Origin of the sequence: Pantanalinema sp. (assembly GCA_036704125.1) — a bacterium.
GTDB lineage: Bacteria > Cyanobacteriota > Sericytochromatia > S15B-MN24 > UBA4093 > JAGIBK01.
Genome location: DATNQI010000035.1, coordinates 41,401 through 66,491 on the forward strand (window position 1 = coordinate 41,401; position 25,091 = coordinate 66,491).

The 25,091-nt window shown below is 68.8% G+C and carries 19 protein-coding genes; 3 read left to right on the forward strand and 16 right to left on the reverse strand.

Annotated features, from left to right (window positions below):
* Nucleotides 1-54: 54 nt before the first annotated feature.
* The 12 genes from rocD to V6D00_05495 all read right to left on the reverse strand — a co-directional run bounded on the left by rocD (nt 55) and on the right by V6D00_05495 (nt 14,610).
* A complete protein-coding gene (gene rocD, locus V6D00_05440) occupies nt 55-1,269 on the reverse strand; it encodes an ornithine--oxo-acid transaminase (GenBank protein ID HEY9898605.1) in 1,215 nt (404 codons plus the stop codon).
* A gap of 88 nt (nt 1,270-1,357) precedes the next feature.
* Nucleotides 1,358-1,624: a hypothetical protein gene (locus V6D00_05445; protein HEY9898606.1), complete on the reverse strand. Its 267-nt coding sequence runs from the start codon at nt 1,622-1,624 to the stop codon at nt 1,358-1,360.
* A 15-nt stretch (nt 1,625-1,639) separates the two neighbouring features.
* Nucleotides 1,640-3,331: an ATP-binding protein gene (locus V6D00_05450; protein HEY9898607.1), complete on the reverse strand. Its 1,692-nt coding sequence runs from the start codon at nt 3,329-3,331 to the stop codon at nt 1,640-1,642.
* Between the two features lie 136 nt (nt 3,332-3,467).
* Nucleotides 3,468-5,234 (reverse strand): aldehyde dehydrogenase family protein, encoded by a 1,767-nt coding sequence (locus tag V6D00_05455; protein ID HEY9898608.1) that lies wholly within the window; start codon nt 5,232-5,234, stop codon nt 3,468-3,470.
* Between the two features lie 79 nt (nt 5,235-5,313).
* Nucleotides 5,314-6,180, reverse strand: coding sequence for a glycosyltransferase family 2 protein (locus V6D00_05460; protein HEY9898609.1), 867 nt, complete (start codon nt 6,178-6,180; stop codon nt 5,314-5,316).
* A complete protein-coding gene (locus V6D00_05465; protein ID HEY9898610.1) occupies nt 6,177-7,418 on the reverse strand; it encodes a glycosyltransferase in 1,242 nt (413 codons plus the stop codon). The genes V6D00_05460 and V6D00_05465 overlap by 4 nt, the downstream gene beginning before the upstream one ends.
* A complete protein-coding gene (locus V6D00_05470; GenBank protein HEY9898611.1) occupies nt 7,412-8,575 on the reverse strand; it encodes a glycosyltransferase in 1,164 nt (387 codons plus the stop codon). Before V6D00_05470 ends, V6D00_05465 begins: the two co-directional genes overlap by 7 nt.
* On the reverse strand, nt 8,572-10,035 hold the full coding sequence (locus tag V6D00_05475) for an O-antigen ligase family protein (protein ID HEY9898612.1): 1,464 nt from the start codon (nt 10,033-10,035) through the stop codon (nt 8,572-8,574). Before V6D00_05475 ends, V6D00_05470 begins: the two co-directional genes overlap by 4 nt.
* Nucleotides 10,032-11,783, reverse strand: coding sequence for a Wzz/FepE/Etk N-terminal domain-containing protein (locus V6D00_05480; GenBank protein ID HEY9898613.1), 1,752 nt, complete (start codon nt 11,781-11,783; stop codon nt 10,032-10,034). The genes V6D00_05475 and V6D00_05480 overlap by 4 nt, the downstream gene beginning before the upstream one ends.
* Before the next feature lie 25 nt (nt 11,784-11,808).
* Nucleotides 11,809-12,501: a TolC family protein gene (locus V6D00_05485; GenBank protein HEY9898614.1), complete on the reverse strand. Its 693-nt coding sequence runs from the start codon at nt 12,499-12,501 to the stop codon at nt 11,809-11,811.
* A 22-nt stretch (nt 12,502-12,523) separates the two neighbouring features.
* On the reverse strand, nt 12,524-14,173 hold the full coding sequence (locus V6D00_05490; GenBank protein ID HEY9898615.1) for a sugar transferase: 1,650 nt from the start codon (nt 14,171-14,173) through the stop codon (nt 12,524-12,526).
* Between the two features lie 44 nt (nt 14,174-14,217).
* The gene (locus tag V6D00_05495) at nt 14,218-14,610 is read right to left on the reverse strand and encodes an STAS domain-containing protein (protein ID HEY9898616.1); all 393 of its coding nucleotides are present in this window, start codon (nt 14,608-14,610) and stop codon (nt 14,218-14,220) included.
* 250 nt (nt 14,611-14,860) lie between these two features.
* On the opposite strand from V6D00_05495, the gene V6D00_05500 reads away from it, so the two are divergent.
* A complete protein-coding gene (locus tag V6D00_05500; protein ID HEY9898617.1) occupies nt 14,861-16,084 on the forward strand; it encodes a tetratricopeptide repeat protein in 1,224 nt (407 codons plus the stop codon).
* Here V6D00_05500 and V6D00_05505 read toward each other — a convergent pair.
* Together V6D00_05505 and V6D00_05510 are read right to left on the reverse strand one after the other, a co-directional pair.
* Nucleotides 16,081-16,287, reverse strand: a complete 207-nt coding sequence (locus V6D00_05505) for a helix-turn-helix transcriptional regulator (protein HEY9898618.1) — start codon at nt 16,285-16,287, stop codon at nt 16,081-16,083. The two genes, V6D00_05500 and V6D00_05505, sit on opposite strands and share 4 nt — an antisense overlap.
* Nucleotides 16,288-16,291: 4 nt before the next feature.
* On the reverse strand, nt 16,292-16,570 hold the full coding sequence (locus V6D00_05510; GenBank protein ID HEY9898619.1) for a hypothetical protein: 279 nt from the start codon (nt 16,568-16,570) through the stop codon (nt 16,292-16,294).
* A 223-nt stretch (nt 16,571-16,793) separates the two neighbouring features.
* Between V6D00_05510 and mfd the strand changes: the two genes are divergently transcribed.
* Nucleotides 16,794-20,288 (forward strand): transcription-repair coupling factor, encoded by a 3,495-nt coding sequence (gene mfd / locus V6D00_05515; protein ID HEY9898620.1) that lies wholly within the window; start codon nt 16,794-16,796, stop codon nt 20,286-20,288.
* A gap of 3 nt (nt 20,289-20,291) precedes the next feature.
* Here mfd and V6D00_05520 read toward each other — a convergent pair whose 3' ends face one another.
* Entirely contained in the window at nt 20,292-21,629 is a 1,338-nt protein-coding gene (locus tag V6D00_05520) for a BamA/TamA family outer membrane protein (protein ID HEY9898621.1), read from the reverse strand.
* A gap of 111 nt (nt 21,630-21,740) precedes the next feature.
* On the opposite strand from V6D00_05520, the gene V6D00_05525 reads away from it, so the two are divergent.
* Nucleotides 21,741-23,873, forward strand: coding sequence for a 7TM diverse intracellular signaling domain-containing protein (locus tag V6D00_05525; GenBank protein ID HEY9898622.1), 2,133 nt, complete (start codon nt 21,741-21,743; stop codon nt 23,871-23,873).
* Between the two features lie 59 nt (nt 23,874-23,932).
* On the opposite strand, the gene V6D00_05530 is transcribed toward V6D00_05525, so the two are convergent.
* On the reverse strand, nt 23,933-24,928 hold the full coding sequence (locus V6D00_05530; protein HEY9898623.1) for a hypothetical protein: 996 nt from the start codon (nt 24,926-24,928) through the stop codon (nt 23,933-23,935).
* Between the last annotated feature and the right edge of the window lie 163 nt (nt 24,929-25,091).

The following is a 25,091-nucleotide window of genomic DNA, read 5'->3' on the forward strand; positions in this document are numbered from 1 at the left end:
GAAAACGTCGTGGGCGCCCCAATCCGGGGCGCCCACGACGTTTGGTGGCTTTTCCTAGGCCGAGAGGACCTTGTCGAGGCGCTCGAGGGCCCAGTCGATCTCTTCCTTGCTCACGATGAGCGGGGGGGCCAGGCGGATGACGGTGTCGTGGGTCTCCTTGCAGAGCAGGCCCTCGTCCATCAGCCGCTCGCAGTAGACGCGGGCGGGCTTGTTGAGCTCGATGCCGATCAAGAGGCCGCGGCCGCGGACCTCCTTGACGTGCGGGCTCTTGATCGACCGCAGCCTGTCCATGAAGTAGTCGCCGAGCTTGGCCGAGTTCTCGACGAGCCCCTCGTCGGTGAGCACCGAGAGGGCGGCGCGGGCCACCGCGCAGGCGAGCGGGTTGCCGCCGAAGGTGCTGCCGTGCTGGCCGGGCTGGAACACGCCCATGACCTCGTCGCTGGCGAGCATGGCCGAGACGGGGTAGAAGCCGCCCGAGAGGGCCTTGCCCAGCACCAGCACGTCGGGGCGGATGCCCTCGTGCTCGTAGGCGAACAGCTTGCCCGTGCGGCCGAGGCCCGTCTGGATCTCGTCGGCGATGAAGAGGACGTCGTGCTTCTTGAGGAGCTCGCTCACACCGGCCATGTAGCCCGCGGGCGGGACGTAGATTCCCGCCTCGGCCTGGATGGGCTCGATCAGGAAGGCGCAGGTGTTGGGGGTGATGGCCGCCTCGAGCGCGGCGAGGTCGCCGAAGGGCACGATCCTGAAGCCGGGGGTGAAGGGGCCGAAGCCGTCCTTGTAGCTCTCTTCGGTCGAGAAGCCGACGATGGTGGTCGTGCGCCCGTGGAAGTTGTTGGCGCAGACCACGATCTCGGCCTGGTTCTCGGGGATGCCCTTGACCTTGTAGCCCCACTTGCGGGCGGCCTTGATGGCGGTCTCGATGGCCTCGGCGCCCGTGTTCATGGGCAGCACGCGGTCGAAGCCGGTGAGCGCGTGGAGCTCCTCGTAGAGCAGGGGCAGCTGGTCGTTGCGGAAGGCGCGCGAGGTGATGGTGACGCGCTCGGCCTGGCTCTTCAGGGCCTCCAGGATGCGGGGATGGCAGTGGCCCTGGTTGACCGACGAGTAGGCGCTCAAAAAGTCCATGTAGCGCCGGCCCTCGACGTCGTAGAGCCAGACCCCCTGGCCCGACTCGATGACCAGATCCAGCGGGTGATAGTTGTGGGCGCCGAAGCGCTCTTCCTTGTCGATGTAGTCGCGCGTCTGCAGGGCGCCGGGCACGAGCTCGTTCATGGGGTTCCTTTCACGGCCTGAGGGGGATGCCTTCTTATTAGTTACCATAGCGCGATCGCGCCCCCGGCGCCACCCCGCAGGCCGCCTCCTACTCCTCCTCCGCGGGCTCCTCGAAGACCTGGAGGGTGTCGATCAGGGCCGTCTCGATCTCCATCATCGCCAGGAAGTCCTCGGCGTCCTCCTCGGTGCCGACGGCGGCCACCAGCTCTTCGAAGGAGACCTCGGCGCCATCCGGGAAGGGCTGCCCGAAGCGCTCCTTGCGGCGCTCCATCAGGGCGTCCACGATGAGCAGCGCCTCGTGCAGATCCAGGGTCACCGAGATGGCCGGCTCGTTGTGCGGAATCAGGTAAGCCATGCCCACTTCTCCCCTCTAGTGCTCGGGTGGCGCGGCGGGCAGGGTGAACCAGAAGCGGCTCCCCTCTCCCGGCGAGCTTTTCACCCCGACGGTCCCCCCGTGGGCCTCGACCAGGTCCTTGACGATGCTGAGCCCGAGCCCCGATCCCCCGCGCCGGGCACCCGACGGAAGCTGGCTGAAGCGCTTGAAGAGCTTGGGGATGTCCTCTGCGGCGATGCCTTCGCCCGTGTCCACCACCTCGCAGTACAGGCCGCCGTCGCTCGGCATGGCCTCGAGCCGGATGTGGCCTCCGGGCGGGGTGAACTTGATGGCGTTGTTGAGAAGGTTGATGAGCACCCGGCCGATGCGCTCCGAGTCCAGCCGCATCGGCATGGGGGCTTGCGGCAGGGAGAGGGTGAGCATCAGCTTGGCCCTTTCGACCTGCGGGCGCAGGCTTGCTTCGACCTCGCGGGCCAGGGCCGCGAAGTCGAGCGTCTCCAGCTTGAGCGTGAAGCTCCCGGCCTCGAGCCGCGCGGTGTCGAGAAGGTTGTCGACCAGGTAGGTCAGGCGCTGCGAGCTCTTCTCGATCTCGGTGACGAACTCGCGCTGCCTTGCGCTCAAGGGCCCCCCCAGCCCGTCCTCCAGGAACTCGGCGTAGCCGATGATCGAGGTCAGGGGGATCCGCAGGTCGTGGCTGATGGCGTTGAGGAACCTGCTCTTGAGGAGCGCCTGCTCCTCGAGCGCGGCATTCTTGGCGCTGAGCTCCGCCTCGAAGCGCTTGCGCTCGCTGATGTCCCGGTAGATCGCCGAGTAGCCCATCATGTGGCCCTGGGTGTCGCGCACCGGGGAGAAGGAGATGGCGACGTCGAGGCGCACGCCTCCCTTGCACATCCGCTGGCCCTCGAAGTGGGGGATGTGCTCGCCCTCTTCGAGCCGCTCGATGATGCGTGCGGCCGAATAGCCGCCCTCGGGCGGCACCACCAGCGAGATGGGCTGCCCGATTGCCTCTTTGGCGGTGTAGCCGAAGAGGCGCTCTGCCCCCTTGTTCCAGGTGATGAAGGTGCCGTTTCGGCCGACGCCGACGATGGCGTCCTCGCTGTCCTCCACGATGGCCGCCAGGTTGCGGGACGACTGCTCGGCGCGTCGGCGCAGGATGAACTGCCCGATCTGGGCGCCGATGCTGGCCATCAGCTTCATCACCCCCGGATCGGGCTCTCTGGCCTGCTGGCTCAGGAACTCCATGGCCCCGAGGACCTCCCCGCCGCCGACGATGGGGAAGCCGAACGAGCCGTGCAACCGGCTCGCGGTCGCGGCGTCGCGGCGGGGGAACCTGGGGTCGTGCTCGACGTCCGGGAACCATGCGGGTTTGCCGGTCTGCCAGATCAGGCCGGGTAGCCCGGTGCCTTTGGTGAACGAGGAGACGCGGGTGATCTTCACGAAGTCGCTGTCTTCGAGCGACGAAAGGCGCCAGCTCTCCTCGCACTGCATGACCTGGCCGAAAGGATCGACGAGCCAAAGGTTGCCGAGCTGCCAGTCCAGGTGCTCGGCGATGGCCTTCAGGAGCGTGGGGGCGGCCTCCGAGAGGGTCTCGGCGTCCGCGAGCAGCCGGGTCGTGGCGTACTGGATGGCGAGGCGATTCTCGCTCAGCGGGGGGCACGCCTCCCGGCGCGCGGTGCCCTCATCGGGGGCCGCGCCGAGGAAGGTGGTCTTGCCCTGCTTCTTGCCCATCGCCTCCTCGTTTCCTCTCAGCGACCGCAACGAGGATCTTCGTCGATGCCGCCCGCGTCGGCAAGCCTCGCTCCTTGGCTGCGTTCCAAGGAAAACGGCCCGGGCAGAATGCCCGGGCCGCACGCGATCGCATGGACTAGAAGACGACGTGGCGCCCCTTCTGCCGGCGGCAGAACATGGCGATGGTCGCCGCGGCGTCGCCGACCCCGGTGTTGCCCGAGCCGCCGATGCCCGACGCGCCGAACTCCTCCCACTCGAGGGCCGAGTCGGTGCCGTCGTTCTCCTTGAGCATGCCCGCGATGACCTTGCGGGCCTTCTGGATCTTGCGGTCGTCGCGGGTCCAGATGGAGCAGGCCAGGTCGTGCGGGTTGGTCAGGAGCGAGAACTTGAGGAAGTCCTCGAAGCTCGGAAGCTCCATCGCGCACAGGATCGGCATGAAGAACTCGGTGGTCGCGATCGGGAATTCGATCTCGCCCTTGCCGTCCCAGTCGGCCTTGACCATGGAGTCGGGCTTGACCTTGACGATCAAGGGGGCGATGACCTCGGCGTGGTCGGCGTAGGCGCTGCCCTCGACCTTGCCGCCCTCGCGCAGGATCTCGAGGCCGGCGGCCCTGGCGCCCTCGCGGATGTTGGTGACGGTCTGGGCCTGGTGGACCATGTTGGGGCCGATCACCTTGGTCTTGTCGGTGAAGGCGGGGTTCATGACTTCCCACTGGTCCATCTCGGCGTTGACGTAGCCGATCACCTTGGAGAGGGTCGAAGGCGAGGCCGCGATGCCGTGCAGGGTGGTGCACTTGTGCGAGCTGAAGCCGAGCTTGGAGTAGGTGAGGCGCACGGCGATCCGCTGGAGCTCCTCGTCCGAGTAGCCGTCGTCGATCCAGCTCCAGTTGCAGCCGCCGCCCTCGAACTTGAGGGTGCGGATGCCGCGGCCGGCCTGGATGTTCTTGGCGGTCTGCTCGGAGCCCGTCAGCGACGCCACGGCGATGCGCGGGTCGGTCCCGAGGCTCGCGATGCCCGAGCCGAAGCCCTCGAGCTTCTGGACCGCGCGGGGATCCGCTCCCGCCGCGAGCAGCATGCGGATCATGACCGTGCTGGAGACCGCGCCGTAGGGGTGGCCCTTGAAGATCAAGGGGGCATTGGCCATGTAGGCGCCGATCAGCTGGATGACCGGGATGCCGTAGATGAAGTTCATCGGGGTGATGAGCGCCACCACGCCGGCGGGCAGGTACGGGTTCTTCCAGTACGACTGGCCGTCCGCCATCTGGGGGACGAGCTCGCCCATCATGGCCTTCTCGGCGTTGCCGCCGATGTGGTCGGCCGAGCGCTTGGCCTCCCAGTAGTCCTTGTCGGCCTCGAGCCGGGTCTTGGGGATCTCGTTGCGGATCTCGCGCATGATCTCCTCGTAGTAGTACTCGAAGAGGCGCGAGAAGTTGCTGACGACGAACTTGCGGTAGCTGACGACCTCGTCAGACCACTCGAGCGAGCTCCAGAAGTCGTAGGCGTAGGAGATTGCGAGCTCCACGTCCTCGGGCTGCGAGTCGGGCACCTCGGCGAAGGGGATGCGCTTGTCGTACAGGGTGCTCAGCGTCACCATCTTGCCGTTCGAGGGCAGGCGCCACTCGCCCGCGATGAAGTTGCGGGTGGGGATGGGCTTGGCGTCCGGGGCGCTGGGCAGCTCGCTGTAGGGGAAGAGGTAGGAGCGCAGCGCCTCGATCTCGGCGTCGCGCAGGCCGCACGAGAAGAGCGACCAGTCGGCGCGGCGACGGGGGTAGAGGGTGGCGACGGGGTCGGCGCCGAGCTGAGCGCCCTGGTTGAAGGCGGCGATCGAGGCGCCGAGGGCCTCCAAGTCGAAAGTCACGCCGGAGTTGGCGCGCTGGTGGGGTTTGTTCATCGTCTGGGTCAAGGTGACGCTCTCCTCATCGAGGGGCTCGGGGTGCGAGCCGGTGCGAACACCCTATTTTACACCGAAAGAGGCGCTTCGTTCAGCCCCAGGAGACCTTGCGTCCCCGCAGGGCGTTGAGCGCTCGCCAGAAGCCGATGCTCACGGCGGTCTTGGCGTGGAAGGTCAGGCGGGCGGCCCTGCCGTAGTGCTTGTCGATCAAGAGGGCGCGGCTGTGGTACTCCTGCCGGCGCATGCGAGCGGGGATGCGGGCCGAGCTCGCGCCGCCCAGGTGGATGATCTCGGCCTCCGAGAGGAAGTAGACCCGGTGGCCGACCTTGGCCATCCGCATCTGCCAGTCGATCTCCTCGCCGTACATGAAGAAGCGCTCGTCGAGGAGCCCCACCGTCTCGACCACGTCCCTTCGGACCATGAGGCAGGCGCCCGTCACCCAGTCGACCTGCCGGGTGCTCGCGTGGTCCCAGTAGCTCAAGAAGCGCGTCCTCGCGGATCGCCGCTTCCAGAAGAGGGCGACCAGCTTGTTCTCGATCAGCGAGCCCATGGTGCTGTAGAAGTTGTGGGCCGAGGGCTGCAGGGTGCGGTCGCCGTTGAGCAGCTTGCAGCCGACGGCCCCTGCTCCCTGGTGGTTCTCCAGGAAGGCGACCATCCGATCGAGGGCGTGGTCCAGCACCACCGTGTCCGAGTTGAGAAGCAGCACGTAGCGCCCCCTGGCCTGGGCGATGGCCTGGTTGTTGGCCGCGGCGAAGCCCAGGTTGTGGTCGTTGGCGATCAGCCGGACGTCGGGGAAGTCGGTGGCGACCATCTCGGGGCTGTGATCCGCCGAGCCGTTGTCCACCACCCAGACCTCGGTGGGGGTGAGGGTCTGTTCCTGGATGCTCTCGAGGCACGCCTTGAGCAGCGCGCGGGTGTTCCAGTTGACCACCACCACCGACAGGATCGGTCGATTCATCGCGGCGTCCCTCCTGAGAGCATGCGGGCGTTCTGGGCGATCAGGCGCGGCACGAGGATCCGCCCCATCTCGAGGGCGCGCTCGCTCCAGTCGTGGGCGCGGGCGAGCGCCATCCGGGCCTCGCGGTGCTCGCGCGAGTGCTCGCCAAGCGAGCGCTCGATGGCCGCGAGGTAGGCCGGGGCCCCCTCGGCGACCCGGCAGCTCGAGGCGACCTCGTCGAGCGCGGCGAAGGGGGTCATGACCACAGGCAGGCCCGCGGCCAGGTACTCGTTGAGCTTCAGCGGGTAGATGGCCCGGGTCTGCACCGACGAGACGAAGGGGATCAGCCCCACGTCGAAGACCTTGAGGGTGCCGGGGGCGCGATGGGCCGGGCACGGCCCGAGCACGTGGACGTTGGGCAGGCGAGAGAGGGCTTCGATGCGCGCGGCGTAGGCCCCCTGGACGGGGCCGACCAGCACCCAGGACCAGCCGGGGCGCGCCTCGGCGCAGGCCTGGATCAGGTCGTAGTCGAAGCGCGCCTCCAGGTTGCCCAGGTAGCCGATCACGGGCCCCGGCAGGCGCGCGAGCTCCTCGGGGACGGCCTCTCTAGGGTCGCCTGCCCGGGCGTAGTGGGCGTAGTCCACCCCGTTCGGCACGTAGTGGCAGCGGGGGTGGAGGGCCCCGCGCGAGGCCTGCAGGGCGGGGCTGGTGGTGAAGACCACCTCGCTCTTGTCCATCAGGGCGCGCTCGAGCCGCGCGCCGTGCCGCGCGATGTAGGGCTCGCCGGTGATCTCGTCGAAGCAGTGGTAGACGGTCATGCGCTCGCCGAGGGTGCCTGCGAGGCGCTCTCCCAGGGGCACGTCGAAGGAGACCCAGAAGATGGGCTCGCGCATCTCCAGGCGCTGCATGGCGCGTCGGATGCAGCGCCGCACGAGCGCGGCGGAGGCTTCGAGCCCCCAGTCGTAGAGGGGCCGAGGCAGGCCGCTCGGGACCATCGGCGGCGGGGTCAGGACCCAGACCTCGCGCTGGGGGTCGGGTACCCGCCGCAGGCCCACCTGGCGCCCCCAGGTGCGCGCGAGGCGATCGCGCCAGGCCGGGTCGCGGCGAAAGGTCCAGCCGTCCTTGAGGGTGGCCGGGTGGTCCACCCACAGCACGCGGTTGTGCCGGGCGAACTCGCGCATCAGGTAGTGCCCGCTGGAGGGCAGGCGGGTCTCCCAGGGCGTGATCGACAGGCACACCAGGTCGTGGTCCCTCAGCACGGTCGCCCTCCTTTTCGCGCGCGCCGGCGGGCGTCCACCGCGCTGAAGAGGCACCCGAGCGTCGCGGCGCCGGCCTCGTAGCTGTAGCGCTCGCGGATCCGCCTCCTGGCCGCCTCGCCCAGGGCCGCCGCGCGGCGCGGGTCGTCCAGCAGGCCCGCGATCGCCTCGCCGAGCGCCTCGGGGTCGTTTGGCGCCACCACCACCCCGCACCCGGCGAGGAGCGAGGGGATGTCCGAGACCGCGGTCGAGACCACCGGGCAGGCCATGGCCATGGCCTCGTACAGCTTCATGGGCATCTGGCCCATGCTCGCTGGCTCGCGGCGCTGGGGAAGGGCCACCACGTCGGCCATGCGCAAGAAGGCGGGGGTCTTCTCCGGGGGCTGGGTGCCGAGCAGCATCACCCGTTCGTCGGTCTCGGCGAGGGCCCTGGCGTAGGGGGTGACGGGCCCCACGATGAGGAGCTTCCAGGAGGCGCGATCCCCCAGGCGCAAGAGTGCCTCGCGGATCTCGCCGACCCCCTTGTTGGGCTGCGCGATGCCCGCGAACACCGCGACCTTGAAGTCGCTCAGCCCGTGCTCGGCGCGCAGGGCCTCGCGGTCGTATCGATCGGGGTCGAAGCGATGGGTGTCCACGTACTGGGGCGCGAGCACCCCACCGTAGCGACGCTGGAAGTGGGTCGAGACGGTGGTGATGGCGTCGGCCGCGCCCACCAGCCTGTCCGTGGTCCAGGTCGCCCAGTAGTTGTTGGGCTCGTGCAGGTGCGGCAGGCCGTAGACGGCGTTCTTGAGGGCGTACCGGGAATAGGGGGCCACCATGTAGGGCTCCCAGTCGTCCACGTCGACCACCACCGGCAAGCCCCTTCTCGCGCGCAGGGCGAGCGCCAGGCCGTAGGAGGTCGGCCTGGGCTTCATGGCGTAGATCAGGTCGCCCGAGATCCGCTCGCAGAGCGCGCGCGCATCCTGCCAGAAGGCCGGCCACGGCCTGGCCGGGACGCCCCGGTACGGGAAGTCCCTGGGGGCCAGGGGGTCGAGCGTCTCGGGCCGGAAGTGGAAGCCCAGGACCTCGACCTCGAAGCGGCGCGACAGCACCCGCGCCAGGAGGCGCACCCGGTACAGCGGCGCGCTGGATTCGTCCGAGGCGATGAGGGTGATCTTCATTGGCGACTCCTCGAGGGGCCGCGCCTGGCAAGCTCGGCCGACTGGCCGAGCAGCATGGCGAGGCCGATGGCGAGGTAGAACCACTCGCTCAGGGGCTTCTGGACGTAGATGTCGTTGGAGAGGGCGCCCACCGCGTAGCAGACGAAGATCCCGAACAGCCCGAGGCAGAGGGCCTTCAGGAAGGGGCGTTCGAGCCGCGCGTAGGTCCTTGCCGCCGACGCGGCAGCAGCGACGATCAGCCAGATGAACAGCGAAAGGCCGACCCAGCCCATCTCCAGGCCGTACTTGAAGTAGTTGTTGTCGGTGGGCACCCCGATGGTGGTGCCGGGGATGGGCTCGCCGCCTGTGACGGCGAGGCCCGAGGCGCCGGCGGTCCACAGGCCGCTGCCGAAGGGCCGCTCGACGATCCGGGGCAGGTAGTCGTTGATGTAGCCCATCCGCACCTGGAAGCTGGCGTCCTCGCCCGGCTTGGCCGCGGTCATGACCCGGTCCAAGAGGCCCGTCTGTCCGCTCGCCGCGAGCCCGCCCAGGCACAGCGTCCCGATGAGGAGCGCCCCCAGGCACAGCTTCCAGTTGCGGCTCAGCATGAGCATGGCCGAGAGCCCCGCCACCACCGCGACGATGGGGCCCCGCGAGTAGCTGAGCACCATCGCGTAGAGCATGGGCACGCTGAGCGCGAGCAGGGCCGCGACCCGCCACCCCCTGCTCGAGAGCGCCAGGGCGACGAGCAAGAGGGCACCGGTGATCTCGATGAAGCCGAAGGTCGCGGCGTCCCCCACCGTGCCGAACACGCGCACGTAGCCGTTGAGGATGTGGGTGCGCCAGCTGCCCGACTCGATGAGCCAGTTGTACTCCTGGTTGAGCAGGCCGTGGTGGTGCTGGTAGATGCCGTACAGGCCCTCGACGGTGAGCAGCCCCAGCCAGAAGACCATGAAGCGCTTGAGCTTGCGCTCGCTGCGGAAGTAGTAGACGACCAGGATGGCGCCGACGGCCCGCAGGGTGTCGCGCAGCCCGTACACCCCGAACTTGAGGCTCGGGGCGAGGGGATTGAAGACCTCGAGCACCTGGTAGGCGCAGAAGAGCACCAGCGGCAGGGTGATGGCGGTACGGAACAGGCGCCGGTTACCCCCGTTCGCCAGGTCCACCACCAGGCGCAGCCCCATCAGGAGGATCATCCCCTCCAGGGCCAGGCCGATCTGGTTGGCGTCCAGGTTGGGCATCATGCGCTTGATGAAGACCACCACCGTCGAGAAGCCCAGCACCACGTAGACCCCGAGCTCCACGTTGAGGAAGATGGCCGCCATCAGGGGCGCGATGGTCAAGAGCACCATCTTGAGCCGGTCGAAGCCCGCCACCGCCTGGGCCGTGACCGCCACGAAGGGCAGGCAGGCGAGCAGGACCTTCCACCACGTCCCCCGAAGGGGGGCCTTGCCCCTGGGCAGGGTCGCCTTGACGCTCATGCGCCCTTCTCCTGGTCGAGCTTGGCCTCGACCAGCTCGTGGGCCATCAGGGCGCTCGCGCGCGCCTCGAGGACGTAGGCCAGAACGAAGCCGAAGACCCCCGCGATCAAGGAGCCGAGGGCGAGCTTGACCAGGGTCTTCGCGTCCTCCGGCTTGATGGGCGGCTCGGCCAGGTCCACGATGGTGATCGGCAGGACCGAGGCGCCGTTGGCCGCCAGCCGGGTCTGGCTCGCGCGCTCGCTCAGGCGCTGGTAGTCGGCCTCGCGCAGGGCGACCTCGCGCTGCAGCTCCTTGTAGGTGACGTCGGTGACCGAGGCGTTGCGCGCCTTGGGCTCGAGCTCGGCGATCGCCGCCTCGAGGCTCGAGAGCTTGGCCTGCTGCTGGGCGACCTCGACCTTGAGGGCGATCCGGCGCCCGGCCACGTCGGCGCGCGCGGGGTCGCTCGCGGCCACCTTGGCGCTGGTCGAGCGAACCGTGCTCGAGGCCCTGGCGATCTGCCCCTTGAGCTCCTTGACCACGGGGCTCTCATCCCCGTACAGCCCCCTGGCGTCGGAGAGGTTCTGCTTGAGGGTCTTGAGGCGATCGCCCGCCGTCTCCACCTCCGGGGCGTCCTTGACGCTGCTCGCGAACGCGGGGTCCTTCTTGAGCAGGAGGATCTCGCGCTCGACCATCGAGAGCCCGCTCCTGGCGGCCGTGAGGGCGCGCTCCACCTCGCCCTTCTGGGCCCGGAGCTCCGCGAGCTGCACGGCGATGGTGGTCTGGGCCTCGGGGACGTTGGTCGCCTTGAAGGCCTTGAGGCGATCCTCGGCCCCGCGCAGGCGCTGGGCGCTCTCCTTCACCTGCTGGGCGATGAAGGCGTCGGCGCTGCGGGCGTCGGTGCCCTGGCTCTGCTGGTAGAAGCGGATGAACTCGCGGGTGTGCGTGTTGGCGAGATCCGCCGCCTCCTGGGGGGACCTGGCGGTGCCCGAGATGCGCATCATGTCGGTCTGGCCGACCTTCTCGACGTCGAGGCGCTTGGCGAGCTTCTCGGGGGTGGTGGCGAGGTTGAGCTTGGAGGCGGTTCGCTCGAGCACCGAGCGGCTCTGGAGCATCTCGGTCAGGTTGCCCATCAGGGCCCCCGCCTTGAACCAGTCGATGGCCGTCCCGCTCACCGACTGGCCCGAGGCGATGCCGGTGTTGATGGTGGTGGTGGCCTTGTAGGTCTTGGGCGCGCGCATCGAGAGCACGCCCACGGCCAGGTCGCTGGCCACGACGATCGAGAGGATGAGGGGCCAGCGACGCTTCAGGATGTTGGACAGGGTGAGCCACAGGCGCGCGTCGTTGGCGCCTTGAGGCGGGCTCGCGAACTCCTCGTAGGGCCGCAGGCCGTAGCCCGCCGCCTGCGCCATCGGGGCGTAGTAGGGCATCAAGCCCGGCTGGATCCCCCGGCGATCCAGGGCGAGCACCATCTCCTCGAGCCGCTCTGCGAAGGGGGTGAGCTCGGGCGGCAGGGCCATGGGCGGGATCGCCTGCGCCTGGAAGAGGGCCATCAGCGCCGGGTGGATGGCCCTCTCGGCGGCCTCCTGGAAGCTGCCCTCGCCCTCGGTCCAGCCGAGCGAGGCCTGGTACAGGGCGAGGGCGCCCGCGAGCACCATGGGGCGAGGCCCGAGGGGGTAGCCGCCGAGGACGCGCTCGACCAGGAGCCGCAGGAGCGGCAGGTTGTTATCAAAGCGCGCCAGGGCGGCATCGAGGGGGGGGCGATCCTTCATGGCGGTCTCCTCCTGTTGGGGGCTCTTACTGCTTGGCGGTCTTCGGCCTCTTCTCGAGCCAGTCCGTGTCGCCCATCTGCTGGACCAGGATGGCCCAGGCACGGTTGTAGGCCCCCTCCGAGGCGACCAGGTCGGCTTGGGACTGGCTGACGGCGAGCCGCGCCTTCATGACCTCGCTGATGCTGGCGTTGCCCTTCCCGAAGAGGCGCTGGACCACCATCACGTCCGACTCGGTGCTGCGGATGGCCTCCTGCCGAAGGACCAGGAGCTTTTGCTGGGAGAGCCACCCGGCATAGGCCTCGGTGGTGCTCGCCACCACCTGGAGGCTCACCTGCCTCACCCCCTCGCGCGCGGCCTGGAGCCGGGCCTCGGAGCCCTTGAGCACCAAGGGGGTGCTCAGGAAGTCGCCCAGGTTCATGGTCACGTAGGCCCCGGCGGCGGGAAGCGGCAGGCCGTTCGCCGGGGGCACGACGGTGTTGACCCCCACGTTGGCCGAGACCGAGCGCAGCGGGTAGAGCTTGGCCACGTCGGCCTCGGCCTCGGCCCGCGAGAGCTCGGCGCGCGCTGCGCGCAGCTGCGGGTTGTTGGCGAGGGCCTTGGTGATCGCCTGGTCCAGGGTGAGGTCGGCCGGGGGCTCGGGGAGGGCCTGGGCGAGGGCCGCCAGGGACCCCCAGGCGAGCATCGCGCCGGCCACGAGCATTGCCAGAGGAGTCTTCATGAGGGTCCTTTCGTGTGTGCGCTCACCGCGCGCCGCGGCGAAGCAAGAGGGCGGGAATGGTCTTGAGCAGGATCAGCCAGTCGCTCCAGAAGGTGCGCGTCACCGAGTAGTAGGAATCGAGCACCATGCGCTCCTTCTCGCTGAGGTCGGATCGCCCGCTGATTTGCCACAGGCCGGTGATGCCCGCGGGGCACGAGAAGCGAAGGCGCTGCCAGTCCTCGTCGAGGGCCTCGGCCTCATACACCGGAAGGGGCCGGTTGCCGACCAGCCGCATGTCCCCGAGCGCCACGTTCAGGAGCTGGGGCAGCTCGTCGAGGCTCGTGGCGCGCAGGAAGCGGCCCAGGCGGGTGATGCGCGGGTCGTGCGTCAGCTTGAAGAAGGCCCCGTCGCCGTAGTGGTTGTGGGCCTTGAGGGCCGAGAGGCGGCGCTCGGCGTCGCGCACCATGGTCCGGAACTTGTAGAGCTCGAAGACCCGTCCGCGCAGGCTTCCCTCGCGCCAGGCGCGGCGGTCCTGCCCGACCCGCAGCTGGGTGAAGATGACCGGGCCCGGGTCGTCCAGGTAGATGAAGAGGGAAATGGCGAGCAGAAGGGGCGAGAGCGCCAGGAGCGCCACGATGGCGAGGCTGGAGTCGAGGAGCTGGCCGAGGCGCTCCCCTCTGGGTGCGCGCATGGTCGATCGCAGCACCTCGGGATCGGGGCTGGGCTCGAAGGGGGCTTGCGGGCGATCCACGTCGAAGGATCCGTGGCGCCAGACGAGCCGATCGTGCCAGCGGGTGGCCTTGCCGAGGGAGGTGCCGGCGAGCACGATCGAGCGCTCGACCGAGGCGCCGCGCGCGACCTCCACGTCCCGGACCAGCACGGCGTGCGGCCCGATCCGCCCTTCGCGCCCCACGCGGCAGCCGGGGCCGATCCAGCAGGGGGGAACGAGGGTGGCCTCCGGGTGGACCAGGGCACCGGGGTCCACGTGAAGGATCGCATCCCCCGCCGTGCCGGCGCAAAGCGCGGCGAGCTGCGCCTGGTGGTACCCGAGCGGGGTGCCTGCCGGATGCCAGGCGCCCTCGGCGACGTGGCCCGCGACGCGCAGCCCCTGCGCGCTGAGCCGGGGCAGCCACTCCCGGCCGATGGCGCACGGGGTGCCGGGCAGGTGATCGAGGGCAGCCGGCTCGACCAGGTAGATGCCCGTGTGCCAGACCTCGGGCCGCTCAGGGGGGGCGCAGCTTTTCAGCATGCCGCCGGTCGTCAGCGCGGCCCCGAGCGCGCCGGGGGAGGCTTGCGGGCTCAGAACGGCGGTGACCAGGGCCCCCGTGGCCCGGTGGTGCGCGATGGCCCCTTCGAGATCCAGCCAGTCGATCACGTCGCCCGAGAGCACCAGGGTGGTCTGCGAGAGAAAGGCCGCATGGGCCTTCAGCGCCCCGCCGCTCCCCGAGAGCGCGCTCTCCAGGGCGACGCTGACGCGCATCCCCTCGGGCGTCGCCGATCGGATCGCGGCCTCGAGGGGGGCGGGCAGGTGGTGCATGGCGACCAGGACGTCCTCGACGCCGAGGCGCGAGAGCCGGCGCAGCTGGTGCGCGATCAGCGCCTCGCCAAGAAGCGGGAGGGCTCCGAGCGGCGCGGTGAAGGTGATGGGGGCGAGCGCGGCGTGCGCGCTTCCCGTGAGGATCAGGCCTTTCACGCTTTCTCCTCGGAAAAGTGCGGGCGGCACGGGGCGCGGGCCTCTCACTGCTCGCTCAGCGCGATGACCTTGTGGAGCGAGGCGCGCGCGAGCCGCTCGCGGGCATGGTCGGGCAGGTGGGCCACCACCAGGTGCCGGGAGCGGCGCTTGGCCATCTCGCCGGCCTCGGCCAGCGCGGCCAGACCCGTGGGGTCCAGCTGCTTGAGCGCTTTGAGGTCCAGCACGACGCGCGAGGTGCCCTCGCAGAGGTGCTCGGCGAGGGCGCGCTTGAAGGCGATCGCCGTTCGGGCATCGAGCGCCCCCATGAGGCGAAGCGTGCCGGGCTCGTCGGGGGTGACCTCGATTTTCAGGCCGGGCGCGAGCGGAAGGTGCCGAGGGGATCCGCCCCGTGTGCCCAGGGCGTCTTGGCCCGCCCAGGATCCTGGCGTGCTCTCCATCCGAGATCCTCCTTGGTGAATCGACCGAGGCGGTGACGGAAGCTTGGCTGCTTGTCGCAGCGGGGGATTCTCGCTCAAGGGTACCGGCGGGCTCGGAAGCGGGGAAAGGTCGATTTGACGAAATGCGTGAGAGGTTTCGTCGCCGCAGGCAAGCGATCCGGGGCCGAGCGTGTGTAGAATAGAGGGGCTTTCTGGCATCAAGGAGGACGACGCGGCGCCTCCCTCGCGCCAGGGTGATGGAGAGGTCCGCATGGCCGACGCCCCCGATTACTACGAAGTCCTCCAGGTCCATCCCAAGGCGAGCGCCTTGATGATCAAGAAGGCGTATCGCACCCTGCTTTTGGCGGGGGGGCATCCGGATCTCGGCGGCAACCCGGTCGAGACCCAGCTCTTGACCGAGGCCTACGAGGTCCTCTCGAACCCCGATCGCCGCATGGCCTACGACCGCCGCCGCAGCGTCGGCCGGCCCGCGCCAACCACCATCATCGTCTCCATCTGCCCCCACTGCGGGGTCTTCAACCGGGTGCGATCGGAGACCAAGCTGCTCGTCGCGCGCTGCGGCAAGTGCGGCCATGGGCTCGGCAAGGCCAAGGCGCCGACCATGCCCCTCAAGCTGGAGCGCAAGTGGCCCTGGAAGTGGATCCTGGGCGGGGCCCTGGTCGCGTTCACCGTCGTCGGCGCGGTGGGGGGCTACCAGCTCTGGAGCGCCGATCGCGATCCCTTGGCCGAGGCGATCGCCCTCGAGGAGCGCGGGCAGCTCTCGAGCGCCGCCGAGCGCCTGCAGGCGATCATCGAGACCCAGCCGCGCCACCTGGCCGCTCACCAGCACCTGGGCCAGGTCTACGAGGCCCAGAAGAACCTGGAGGCCGCCATCGCCCAGTACCGCGTGGCTGCCGACATCTCGCCGACCACCCCCAAGTCCCACTACCTCCTGGGAAGGGCCCTGATGCGGCACGGTCGCCTCGACGAGGCCGAGGAGGCCCTTCGCAAGTCGATCGCGATCGATCCCCAGGACGTGGGGGCCCTCGTGACCCTGGGCAAGCTCCTGGTCAAGACCGACCGACTGGACCAGGCGGTGGAGGTCTACCGCAAGGCCGTGCCCCTCGACGTGCGCAACAGCGACCTGCGCTACAGCCTGGCCATGGTCTACCAGCTGCAGGGGGACACCGCCCATGCCGTGCAGGAGCATCGCCAGGCGCTATCGATCGACCCGCGCCACCGCGAGGCCCTGGTCAACCTGGGCAAGCTCTACCGGGAGCGCGGCGCCTACCAGGACGCCCTGACCCAGTTCCAGAAGGCCGCCGTCCTCAGGTACGAGGACCCCGACCTGCACTTCTGGATGGCCGAGATCTACCGCCAGTCAGGCAACCCGGCCCAGGCCATCCGCGAGTTCCAGGTCTCGCAGAGCCAGGCCAAGGCCAACCCGATCCTGCGCGACCGCATCGATCGCGCCCTCAGGGCCCTGGGGGGCTAGTCCTTCTCGTAGCTGAGGATGTCGCCCGGCTGACAGTCAAGGACCTCGCAGATGGCCTCCAGGGTGGAGAAGCGGATCGCCTTGGCCTTTCCCGTCTTGAGGATGGAGATGTTGTTGAGCGCGATGCCCGTCCTTTGGGCCAGCTCGCTCACCTTCATTTTGCGATCGACCAGCAGCCGATCGAGATGCACTTCGATGCTCATGGGCCTATGCGATCAAGTCCATTTCCTGCGCCATCTCCAGGATCACGCCCAGCGCCATGCCGATCAGGAGGTACACGCTGGCCGCCAGCATCGCCTGAGCCGCGCTCATCCCGCCGCCGAGCAGCAGCTGGGTCTTGGTCAGGGACGTATCGCCCAGCCGGAGCCAGCTGTAGAGGTGGGTCGCGAAAGGAAGCAGGTTGAACAGGAACTGGATGGCCGCTGCGACATAGCACCCGATCTTCGCGAGACCGAGAACCTGGCGGCGAACATTCTTGCGTTGCATGGGAACTCTCTCCATTCGTGTAATTTTCAACGATAAACGTGTGATCATCATGGGGCCACCGACGGGGTTTGTCAATGAATTTCGTTGATAAATTATCGATAAAAATGGTCCTTCGTTCGCGCAGTGCTCACCCGGCCCCCCTCAAAAGGCCGCCTGCCGCCTGCCGAACGGCCCCTGTGATAAACTGAAGGCCCTGTTTTGTCTCGCTTTGCCCGGAGCCTGAATGAGCAATCTCACCGAACTGACCGCCTTCGCGACCGCCTTTCCCGCCTTCGAGACGATCCGCAAGGACCTGGTAGGGGGGCGCACCCTCAAGGTGGGCGGCGTCACCCCCGCGTCGGCGGCGCTCGTCGCCTCGGCCCTTGCGGCCGAGAGCTGGCTGCTCGTCGCGCCGAGCGCGGACGTGGCCAAGCGCCTCCAGGCGGATCTGGTCGCCTACGGCGTCGAGGCCCTCTACTTCCCCGCGGTCGAGGTGACCCCCTACGAGGGCGTCTCGCCCGAAGAGGAGCTGCTGCACGCGCGCCAGGCGGTGCTCGCCAAGCTCTGCGAGCCTGGGCCGCACAAGGTGATCACCACCCCCCGGGCGCTCGCCATGCGCCTGCCCTCGCCCGAGGCCTGGCGCGCGGCGACCGTCTCCCTGAAGCCCGGCGACCTCCTCTCGCCCCACCAGCTCACCGAGCAGCTCATCAAGCTGGGCTACCGGCCCGCCACCACCGTCACCGACAAGGGCGAGTTCTCGCGCCGCGGCGGGATCCTGGACGTGTTCGCCCCGCAGGCCGACGCCCCTTGCCGGCTCGAGTTCTTCGGCGACGAGATCGACCGGATCCAGGAGTACGAGCTTTCAAGCCAGCGCTCCACCGAGCCGCGCGAGGTGCTGTCGCTGTGGCCGACCCGCGAGCTGATCCTGCCCACCGAGGGCTGGGGCACCGCCGAGCAGCTTCTGAGCGGCTTCGCCGAGAAGCGGGTGCACCAGCTGATGGGCGGCAAGCGCCTGCCAGAAGCCGCCAAGCTGACCAAGAAGGTCCAGTCGGCCCTGGAGCAGCTCAGGACCTTCCAGTACTTCGAGGGCTGCGAGTACTACGCCCCCTTCTTCGGCGGCCTCGGCTCGCTGATCGACTACCTGCCGGGCGGATCGCCGGTCCTGTGGCTCGACCGAAAGGCCTTGGTCTCGGCCTACGCCGCCTGGGTGACCAAGATCCAGAAGCGCTACGACGAAGGTTACCAGGCGGGTGATCTGGTGCCCCTGCCCACCCCGCTGCACCTGGGCTGGGATGCCCTCGAAGCCGCCCTCAAGCCCTACGCTCAGCTGGACCTCTCGCCCGCAGAGGACGGGGCGGCCGTGCACCTCGGCACCCATGCCCCCCTGGGCTTCGGCAACCAGTTCGACAAGCTGACCGAAGCCCTCAAGGAGGCCGCGAGCGCAGGCCAGAAGGTGGTCGTCGCCTCCACCCAGCCCCAGCGCGTCTACGCCATCCTCGAGGAGCGGGGCTTCTCGGCGAACTACGGCGGGCGCCTGCCTCTGCCGAGCTTCGATTTCGGCGGCGTCTGGATCGTCCGCGAGAGCCTGAACGCGGGCTTCGTCTGGCCCCAGAGCAACCTCATGGTCCTCTCGGACGCCGAGCTGTTCGGCTGGCAGAAGCGCCCCGGGGCCCGTGCCCCCAAGCGGGCCCCGCACGCGGGGGCTGCGATCGCGAGCCTCAGCGAGCTGCGCGCGGGCGACTACGTGGTGCATGCCAAGCACGGCATCGGCCAGTACCTGGGGCTCAAGCGCCTGGAGATGAACAACCAGGAGCGCGAGTACCTGCTCATCCAGTACCACGGCGACGATCGCCTCTACGTGCCGGTCGAGCAGTTCGGCCTCCTGCACCGCTACCGCGGGACCCACGAAGGCAAGCCCAAGGTCAACAAGATGGGCGGCGCCGACTGGGAGAACGTCAAGAAGCGCGTCAAGAAAGGTGTGGCGGCGCTCGCCGAGGACCTGCTCAAGCTCTACGCGCACCGCGCCGCCCAGCCGGGCTACGCCTACCCCGAGGACAGCGTCTGGCAGGCCGAGATGGAGGGGGGCTTCCCCTACTCCGAGACCCCCGACCAGCTGCGGGCGATCGCCGAGACCAAGGCCGACATGGAGCGCGGCCGCCCCATGGACCGCCTGGTCTGCGGCGACGTGGGCTTCGGCAAGACCGAGGTGGCCCTGCGGGCCATCTTCAAGGCGGCCATGTCGGGCAAGCAGGTGGCCCTGCTCGCGCCGACCACCCTCCTTGCGCACCAGCACTACCAGACCCTGCGCGAGCGCTTCGCCCCCTACCCGATCAAGGTGAGCCTCTTGAGCCGCTTCAAGTCGGCCAAGGAGCAGAAGGAGACCACCCGCGGCCTGGAGACGGGCACGGTGGACGTGGTGGTCGGCACGCACCGCATGCTGAGCAAGGACGTGGCCTTCAAGGACCTGGGCCTGCTCATCGTGGACGAGGAGCACCGCTTCGGCGTCGCCCACAAGGAGCGCCTCAAGCACCTCAAGGCCACCGTCGACGTGCTCACCATGAGCGCGACGCCCATCCCCCGCACCCTGTACCTGGCCCTGTCGGGCGCGCGCGACATGAGCCTCATCACCACCCCGCCCATGAACCGCCAGCCGGTCAAGACCACGGTGGGCCCCTACGACCCCGAGACGGTCCGCACCGCGATCCTGCACGAGCTGGAGCGCGGAGGGCAGGTCTTCGTGCTCCACAACCGGGTCGACTCCATCTACCGGGTCGCCGCCGAGATCCAGGAGCTCGTCCCCCAGGCGCGGGTCGTGGTCGGCCACGGCCAGATGAACGAGAACGCCCTCGAGGACGTGATGCTCTCGTTCCTGAACCACGAGTACGACGTCCTGGTCTCGACGACCATCATCGAGTCGGGCCTCGACATCCCCAACGCCAACACCATGATCATCGACGACGCGGACCGGCTGGGGCTCGCGCAGCTCTACCAGATCCGCGGACGCGTCGGCCGCTCGGACGTCAAGGCCTACTGCTACTGCTTCTACCGGGCGGGCAAGGAGCTCACCCCCGAGGGCCGCGAGCGCCTCGACGCGCTCCAGCAGTTCACCGCCCTCGGCTCCGGCTACCAGATCGCCCTGCGCGACATGGAGATCCGCGGGGTGGGCAACATCCTGGGCGGCGAGCAGCACGGCCAGATGATCACCGTCGGCTACGACCTGTACATGCAGCTGCTCGAAGAGGCGGTCGCCGAGCTCCAGGGCCAGGAGGTGGTTTCGGATCACCAGCAGGCGGTCATCGACCTGAGCGTGGCGGCCTACCTGCCCGATGACTGGTTCCTCGAGCCGGGCCAGAAGATGGACCAGTACAAGCGCCTCGCGGGGGTGGCGAGCGCGCGCGAGCTGGAGCTGCTCGGCAGCGAGTGGCGCGATCGCTTCGGCGCCCCGCCTCAGCCGGTCCGGAACCTGGTGCGGGTGGTGGGCCTCAGGCTCACGGCGAGCGAGCTGGGGGTGGCCGCGGTGCGCTCGGACGCCAAGACCATCCGGGTGCAGCTCGGCCTCTCGCGCTCGGCCTGGGCGGATCTCACCCTCGGCAAGCCGGGGCTTGCGCGCTGGCACTGGGGCGAGAGCGAGCTGACGTGCGGCCGCGAGGGGCTGACGGCCGAGGACCAGATCTCGGCGGTCGAGAAGCTGCTGACGGCGATCGCTTCCGACGCCGAGAAGGTCCTGCTCGAGGCCTAGTCCCTAGAACTTGTGCCCGACCGCGAGTTGCAGGACCCCGCCCGCGGGGTCCCACTCCTTCATGCCGTAGTCGATGCGCAGGGCGCCGAGCGCCGGCATGTTGACCCGCAGCCCCGCCCCGTAGCCCGAGCGGGTGCGATCCCACGAGAAGTTGTCCTTGGCCTGGTCCCAGAAGAGGCCCGAGTCCGCGAACAGCGCCCCGGAGAGGAGCCAGGCGATCGGGAAGCGGTACTCCGCGCTCGCCAGCGCGTAGGAGTCGCCCGACGAGCTGCCGAGCGTGAAGCGCGCGAGCTCCTCGGGCGACGGGTTCTCCGGCCAGCCGCGCACCGCGTTCTCGACCACCGGGAAGAAGCGCTCGTAGACGGGCACCGCCTCGCCCGTCGGCGAGAAGACGTGGCCCACGCGGGTGCCGAGCGCCAGGGTGTGCCCGCCACCCAGGGGCAAGTAGCGGCTCAGGTCAAGCTTGAGCCGGGTCAGGTTCGACGCCCCCAGCCCCGGCACGAACTGCTCGGCGCTCAAGGCGTTGAACCAGCCGCTGGTCGGGTTGAGGTTGAGGTCGCGCGAGTCGAAGGTGAGCTTGGCGCCTGCGATCGCCTGCACGTCCGCGTTGCCGCCCGAGGCGAAAAGCGCGCTGCCGCCGAGGGGCGCCTGGTTGAAGTCCTGGAGGGCGGTGCGCTCGGCCTTGACGACCAGCGCGCCCTGCCACTGGCTTGCGATCGGGTCGCCGAACACCGGGCGCCCGACGGTGGCGTTGAAGCCCTGCCGCTCCACGATAAGGCCTGGCATGGCGACGTTCGCGCCGACGGCCAGGTTGTTCCACACGCGCTGAGCGAACAGGGTCGAGTCGAGGGTCGTCTTGCCCGAACCGAACCAGGGGTTGGCGTAGTTGAGGTAGTAGTAGTAGTTGCGCGCCAGGTTGATGTTGGCGCCCAGCGACTGGCCCGTGCCGAGCAGGTTGTCCTTGCGGTAGTTGAGGCTCAACAGCAGCCCGTCCAGGCTGGTGTAGGTCACGGCCGGGAAGAGCATCCAGGTCTGCTTCTCCTTGACCGAGACCACCAGCGTCGCGCGCGCCGGGTCCTGGCTGCTCTCTAGCGCGTAGTCCACCCGATCGAAGAAGTTGAGCTTGTAGAGCCTGGCGAGGTCCGCCTCGAGGCGCAGGGCGTCCAGAGGCTCGCCCGCCCTCTGCGTGATCTCGCGCAGGATGGTGTCGGCGCGGGTCTCGTGGTTGCCCTCGACCCGCACCCCGTCGATGGAGGCGGCGCTCGGCGCCGCCTCGGCGCGAGCCGGAACGGCGGCCCACAGCCCGGCGCAGAGGGCGATCGCAAGGAGGGGGGCTGTCATTTTAGCGTTCAAGCGTTTCATTGCTCTCTTATGCCCGCACGACGCGGCGTTATTCGGGGTATGAAGGAAAAGCAAGCAAACATTCTCGGCGGGTTGGTTCTGAAACGATCGATGCACATCTCCTTCAATACCTGGCGTTCCGCCTGGGGCCGCATGGTGGCAAGCGCCTTGCTGCTGTTCGTTCTACTCCTGATCGCGCTGCGCCCCTCGGCGCCGGTGGCCAGGCCCCCCGAGGCCGTCCGGGGGATCATGGACCTCGGCGCATGGCGCCTGGGCGACGCGCCGCCCGTCGCGCTCTCGGGCGAGTGGCGCTACTATCCCGGCCGGATGATAGGCCCCGAGGCCTTCAACGGCGGCAGGGCGCCCGCAGGAGCGGAGTGGATCCGGATCCCCGCGCCGCTCAACCAGCCTTCAGGCGGACTGGGACGAGACCCCGCGCGGCCTTTCGGGACCTACGTCCTGGAGCTCGCGGGGGTTCCAGCCCCCGCCCTCTACGGCCTCAAGCGGATCAACCTGCTCGCCGACGTGCGGATCTTCGTGGGGGACGAGCTGCTCTACGAGCGTCGCCGGGCTCCCCTCAGGGATTACCCCAACGAGCGGAACTCCGCCTTCTTCAGGCTCGACAAGGCCCCCGAGCGCCTCATCCTGCAGGTCCTCGACGTCGATCGCGAGCGAGGGGCGACCCTCGATGCCTTCCTGCTGGGCACCGAGCGCCAGATCCAGGGATCCCGCGAGCGGCAGCTGGCCATGGACCTCTTCATGTTCGGCAGCATCCTCCTGATGGGCCTCTATCACCTGGGCCTGTACGTCTCGCGCCGCAAGGACCCTTCGACCTTCTTCTTCGGCCTGTTCTGCTCGATCATCGCGGTGCGGGTGCTGTTCACCAACGAGTACTACATCCTGACGCTTGTCCCCGAGCTGAGCTGGCGCGTGGTGAACCGGGTGGAGTACCTGACCTACTACCTGGCGCTGCCCGCCTTCGTGCGCTTTCTGCGCGCCCTCTTCCCCCGCGAGGTGCCTCGGTGGGCGGCGCACGTCGTGCTCGGCGTCTCGCTTCTGGCGAGCGCGGTGGTCGTCCTGGCGCCCTTCGGCGTCTACGAGCGGACCCTTCACCCCTTCGACTACTTCACGGTGGCGGCGGCCGTTTTCGTCGTGGCGGCGATCGTGCGCGCGGCCTTTCGCAGGCGAGAGGGGGCGATCGCGGCCCTGGTCGCCTTCTTGATCCTGTTCGCCACCGCCCTCAACGACATCCTGCTCTCCATCGAGGCGATCCAGTCGCGCTACATGGTCCACTTCGGCTTGTTGGCCTTCATCTTCACCCAGTCCTTCCTGCTGGCCAACCGCTTCGCGCGGGCCTTCGCCACCGTCGAGGAGCTCTCGGAGCGCCTTCTGGTCCTCGACCGCCTCAAGGACGAGTTGCTCGCGGCGACCACGCGCTTCGTCCCCAACCAGCTCATGAGGCTGCTGAACAAGGACAGCATCGTGGACGTGCGCCTGGGGGACCAGATCCAGAGGCGCATGACGGTCCTCTTCTCGGACATCCGATCCTTCACCACCCTCTCCGAGCAGATGACCCCGCAGGAGAACTTCAACTTCATCAACTCCTACCTCGGCCAGATGGGCCCCATCATCCGCGAGCACGACGGCTTCATCGACAAGTACATCGGAGACGCGATCATGGCGCTGTTCGACCGCTCTCCCGACGGGGCGATCGCGGCCGGGGTGGCCATGCTTCGCAAGCTCGAGGGCTACAACGAGGGGCGTCGCAAGGCGGGCTACGCCCCCATCGCGATCGGGATCGGGATCAACACCGGCGAGCTGATGCTCGGCACCATCGGCGAGCGCGATCGCATGGAGGGCACCGTCATCAGCGACGCGGTGAACCTCGCCTCGCGGGTCGAGGGCCTCACCAAGGAGTACGCCGCCTCCCTGCTCATCACCGACGAGACCCTGCGCCACCTCGAGCACCCCGAGCGCATCGCGGTGCGCTTTCTGGACCGGGTCAAGGTCAAGGGCAAGTCCGAGCCGGTCATGGTGTACGAGGTCATCGACGGGGATTCCCTGCCCCTTCGCCAGGGCAAGCTGCGGCTGCGCGATCGCTTCGAGCGCGCCGTGGCCCTGTACCAGGAGGGTCGCTTCGACGAGGCGCAGGCCCTCTTCGCCCACTGCGTCGAGGAAGTCCCCGAGGACGGTGCGGCGCGCGCTTACCAGGAGCGGTGCCGGCTCAGGCTCAGCCGGGTCTGAGAATCGAGAACAAGGAAGCGGGCCCCCTCGTTCGAGGGGGCCCGCTTTGCGGAATTGCCTTACATCCAGGACATGGAGTTGGTGATGCTGGTGCTGAGACCCGCGAGGGCCGTCGAGATGTCGTCGAAGACGGTGAAGTCGAAGTCCTCGGCGGCCTTGCTGCTGTCGTTGTAGGTGATGGTCGCCTTCAGGGGCTGGTGCTCGCTGGTGGTGTCGTGGGTGAAGGCGAACTTGCCGAGCTCGGTGCCCGCGTCGTCGTTCAGCTTCCCGACGACCGGCGGATTGGCCGCTTGATCCATGGTGAAGACCAGGTTGTAGTTCGTGGCCGCCTTGAGCTTCAGACTGCCCTTGGCCTGGGCATCCATGAGGAAGTCCAGGCTGATGGTCTTGCCGGTCGCAGAGGTGAGGTCGCCCTTCACCCCAAGCTCGATTGCAGGGGAGGTCTTGCTGACGAAGGAAAGGTCGACCTTGCTGCCGTCCGGAAGATCCCCCTTGGCCGTGATGGTCATGTTCGGCCCGTTGATGGTCGACGACAGATCGAGCTTGACGGCGGTGCCGCCCCCGGCAGGGGTGAAGGTCGTGCTCTGGGCGAAGGCGGTCCCGCTCTCGGCGCTGGTCATGGTGATGACGCAGGCGTAGGTGCCGGGCTTGCGCGTGGCGCTCTTGGTCACCGTGTCGGTCAGCTCCATGACGAAGGCCGCCCCGTCCAGCTTCGTGTACAGGACCGAGGCCACCTCCTCGGTGTCGGTGCTCAGTTGCCGGGTCTGCTTGCTGTACCCGTCCTTGTCGCTCGTTGCCTCGACCCACTCGCTCGACGCGACGCGATAGGAGGAGGGCCCCGAAGGCTTCGCGCCGGCTGCTTGCTGGAGGCTCGAGAGGCCCTTGAGCGAGTCCTTGACCTCGGCCATGACGAGCTTGGCCGAAGGCGTCTGGGCCGCTTGCTGGCCGTTCTGGGTGGTCTGGCCGCCCTTGGTCGGGGGCTCGGTGCAGCCGAGCATGAGGGTGCCTGCCACAGTGGCAAGGAGGAGGCGCGTGACGAGACGGGAACTGGGCATGGAAGGCTCCTTTTGTAGAACGGGTTCGTACATGGCGACGATGCTGGACGAATTATAACGTATTTACATTTGATTGCTTCCCTGCTCGTCACGCCCGGCGCGTGACGGTGCTCACGGGGGCGGGGCTGACGCTGCCGAAGGATTTCCGGTAGAATGACGGGAC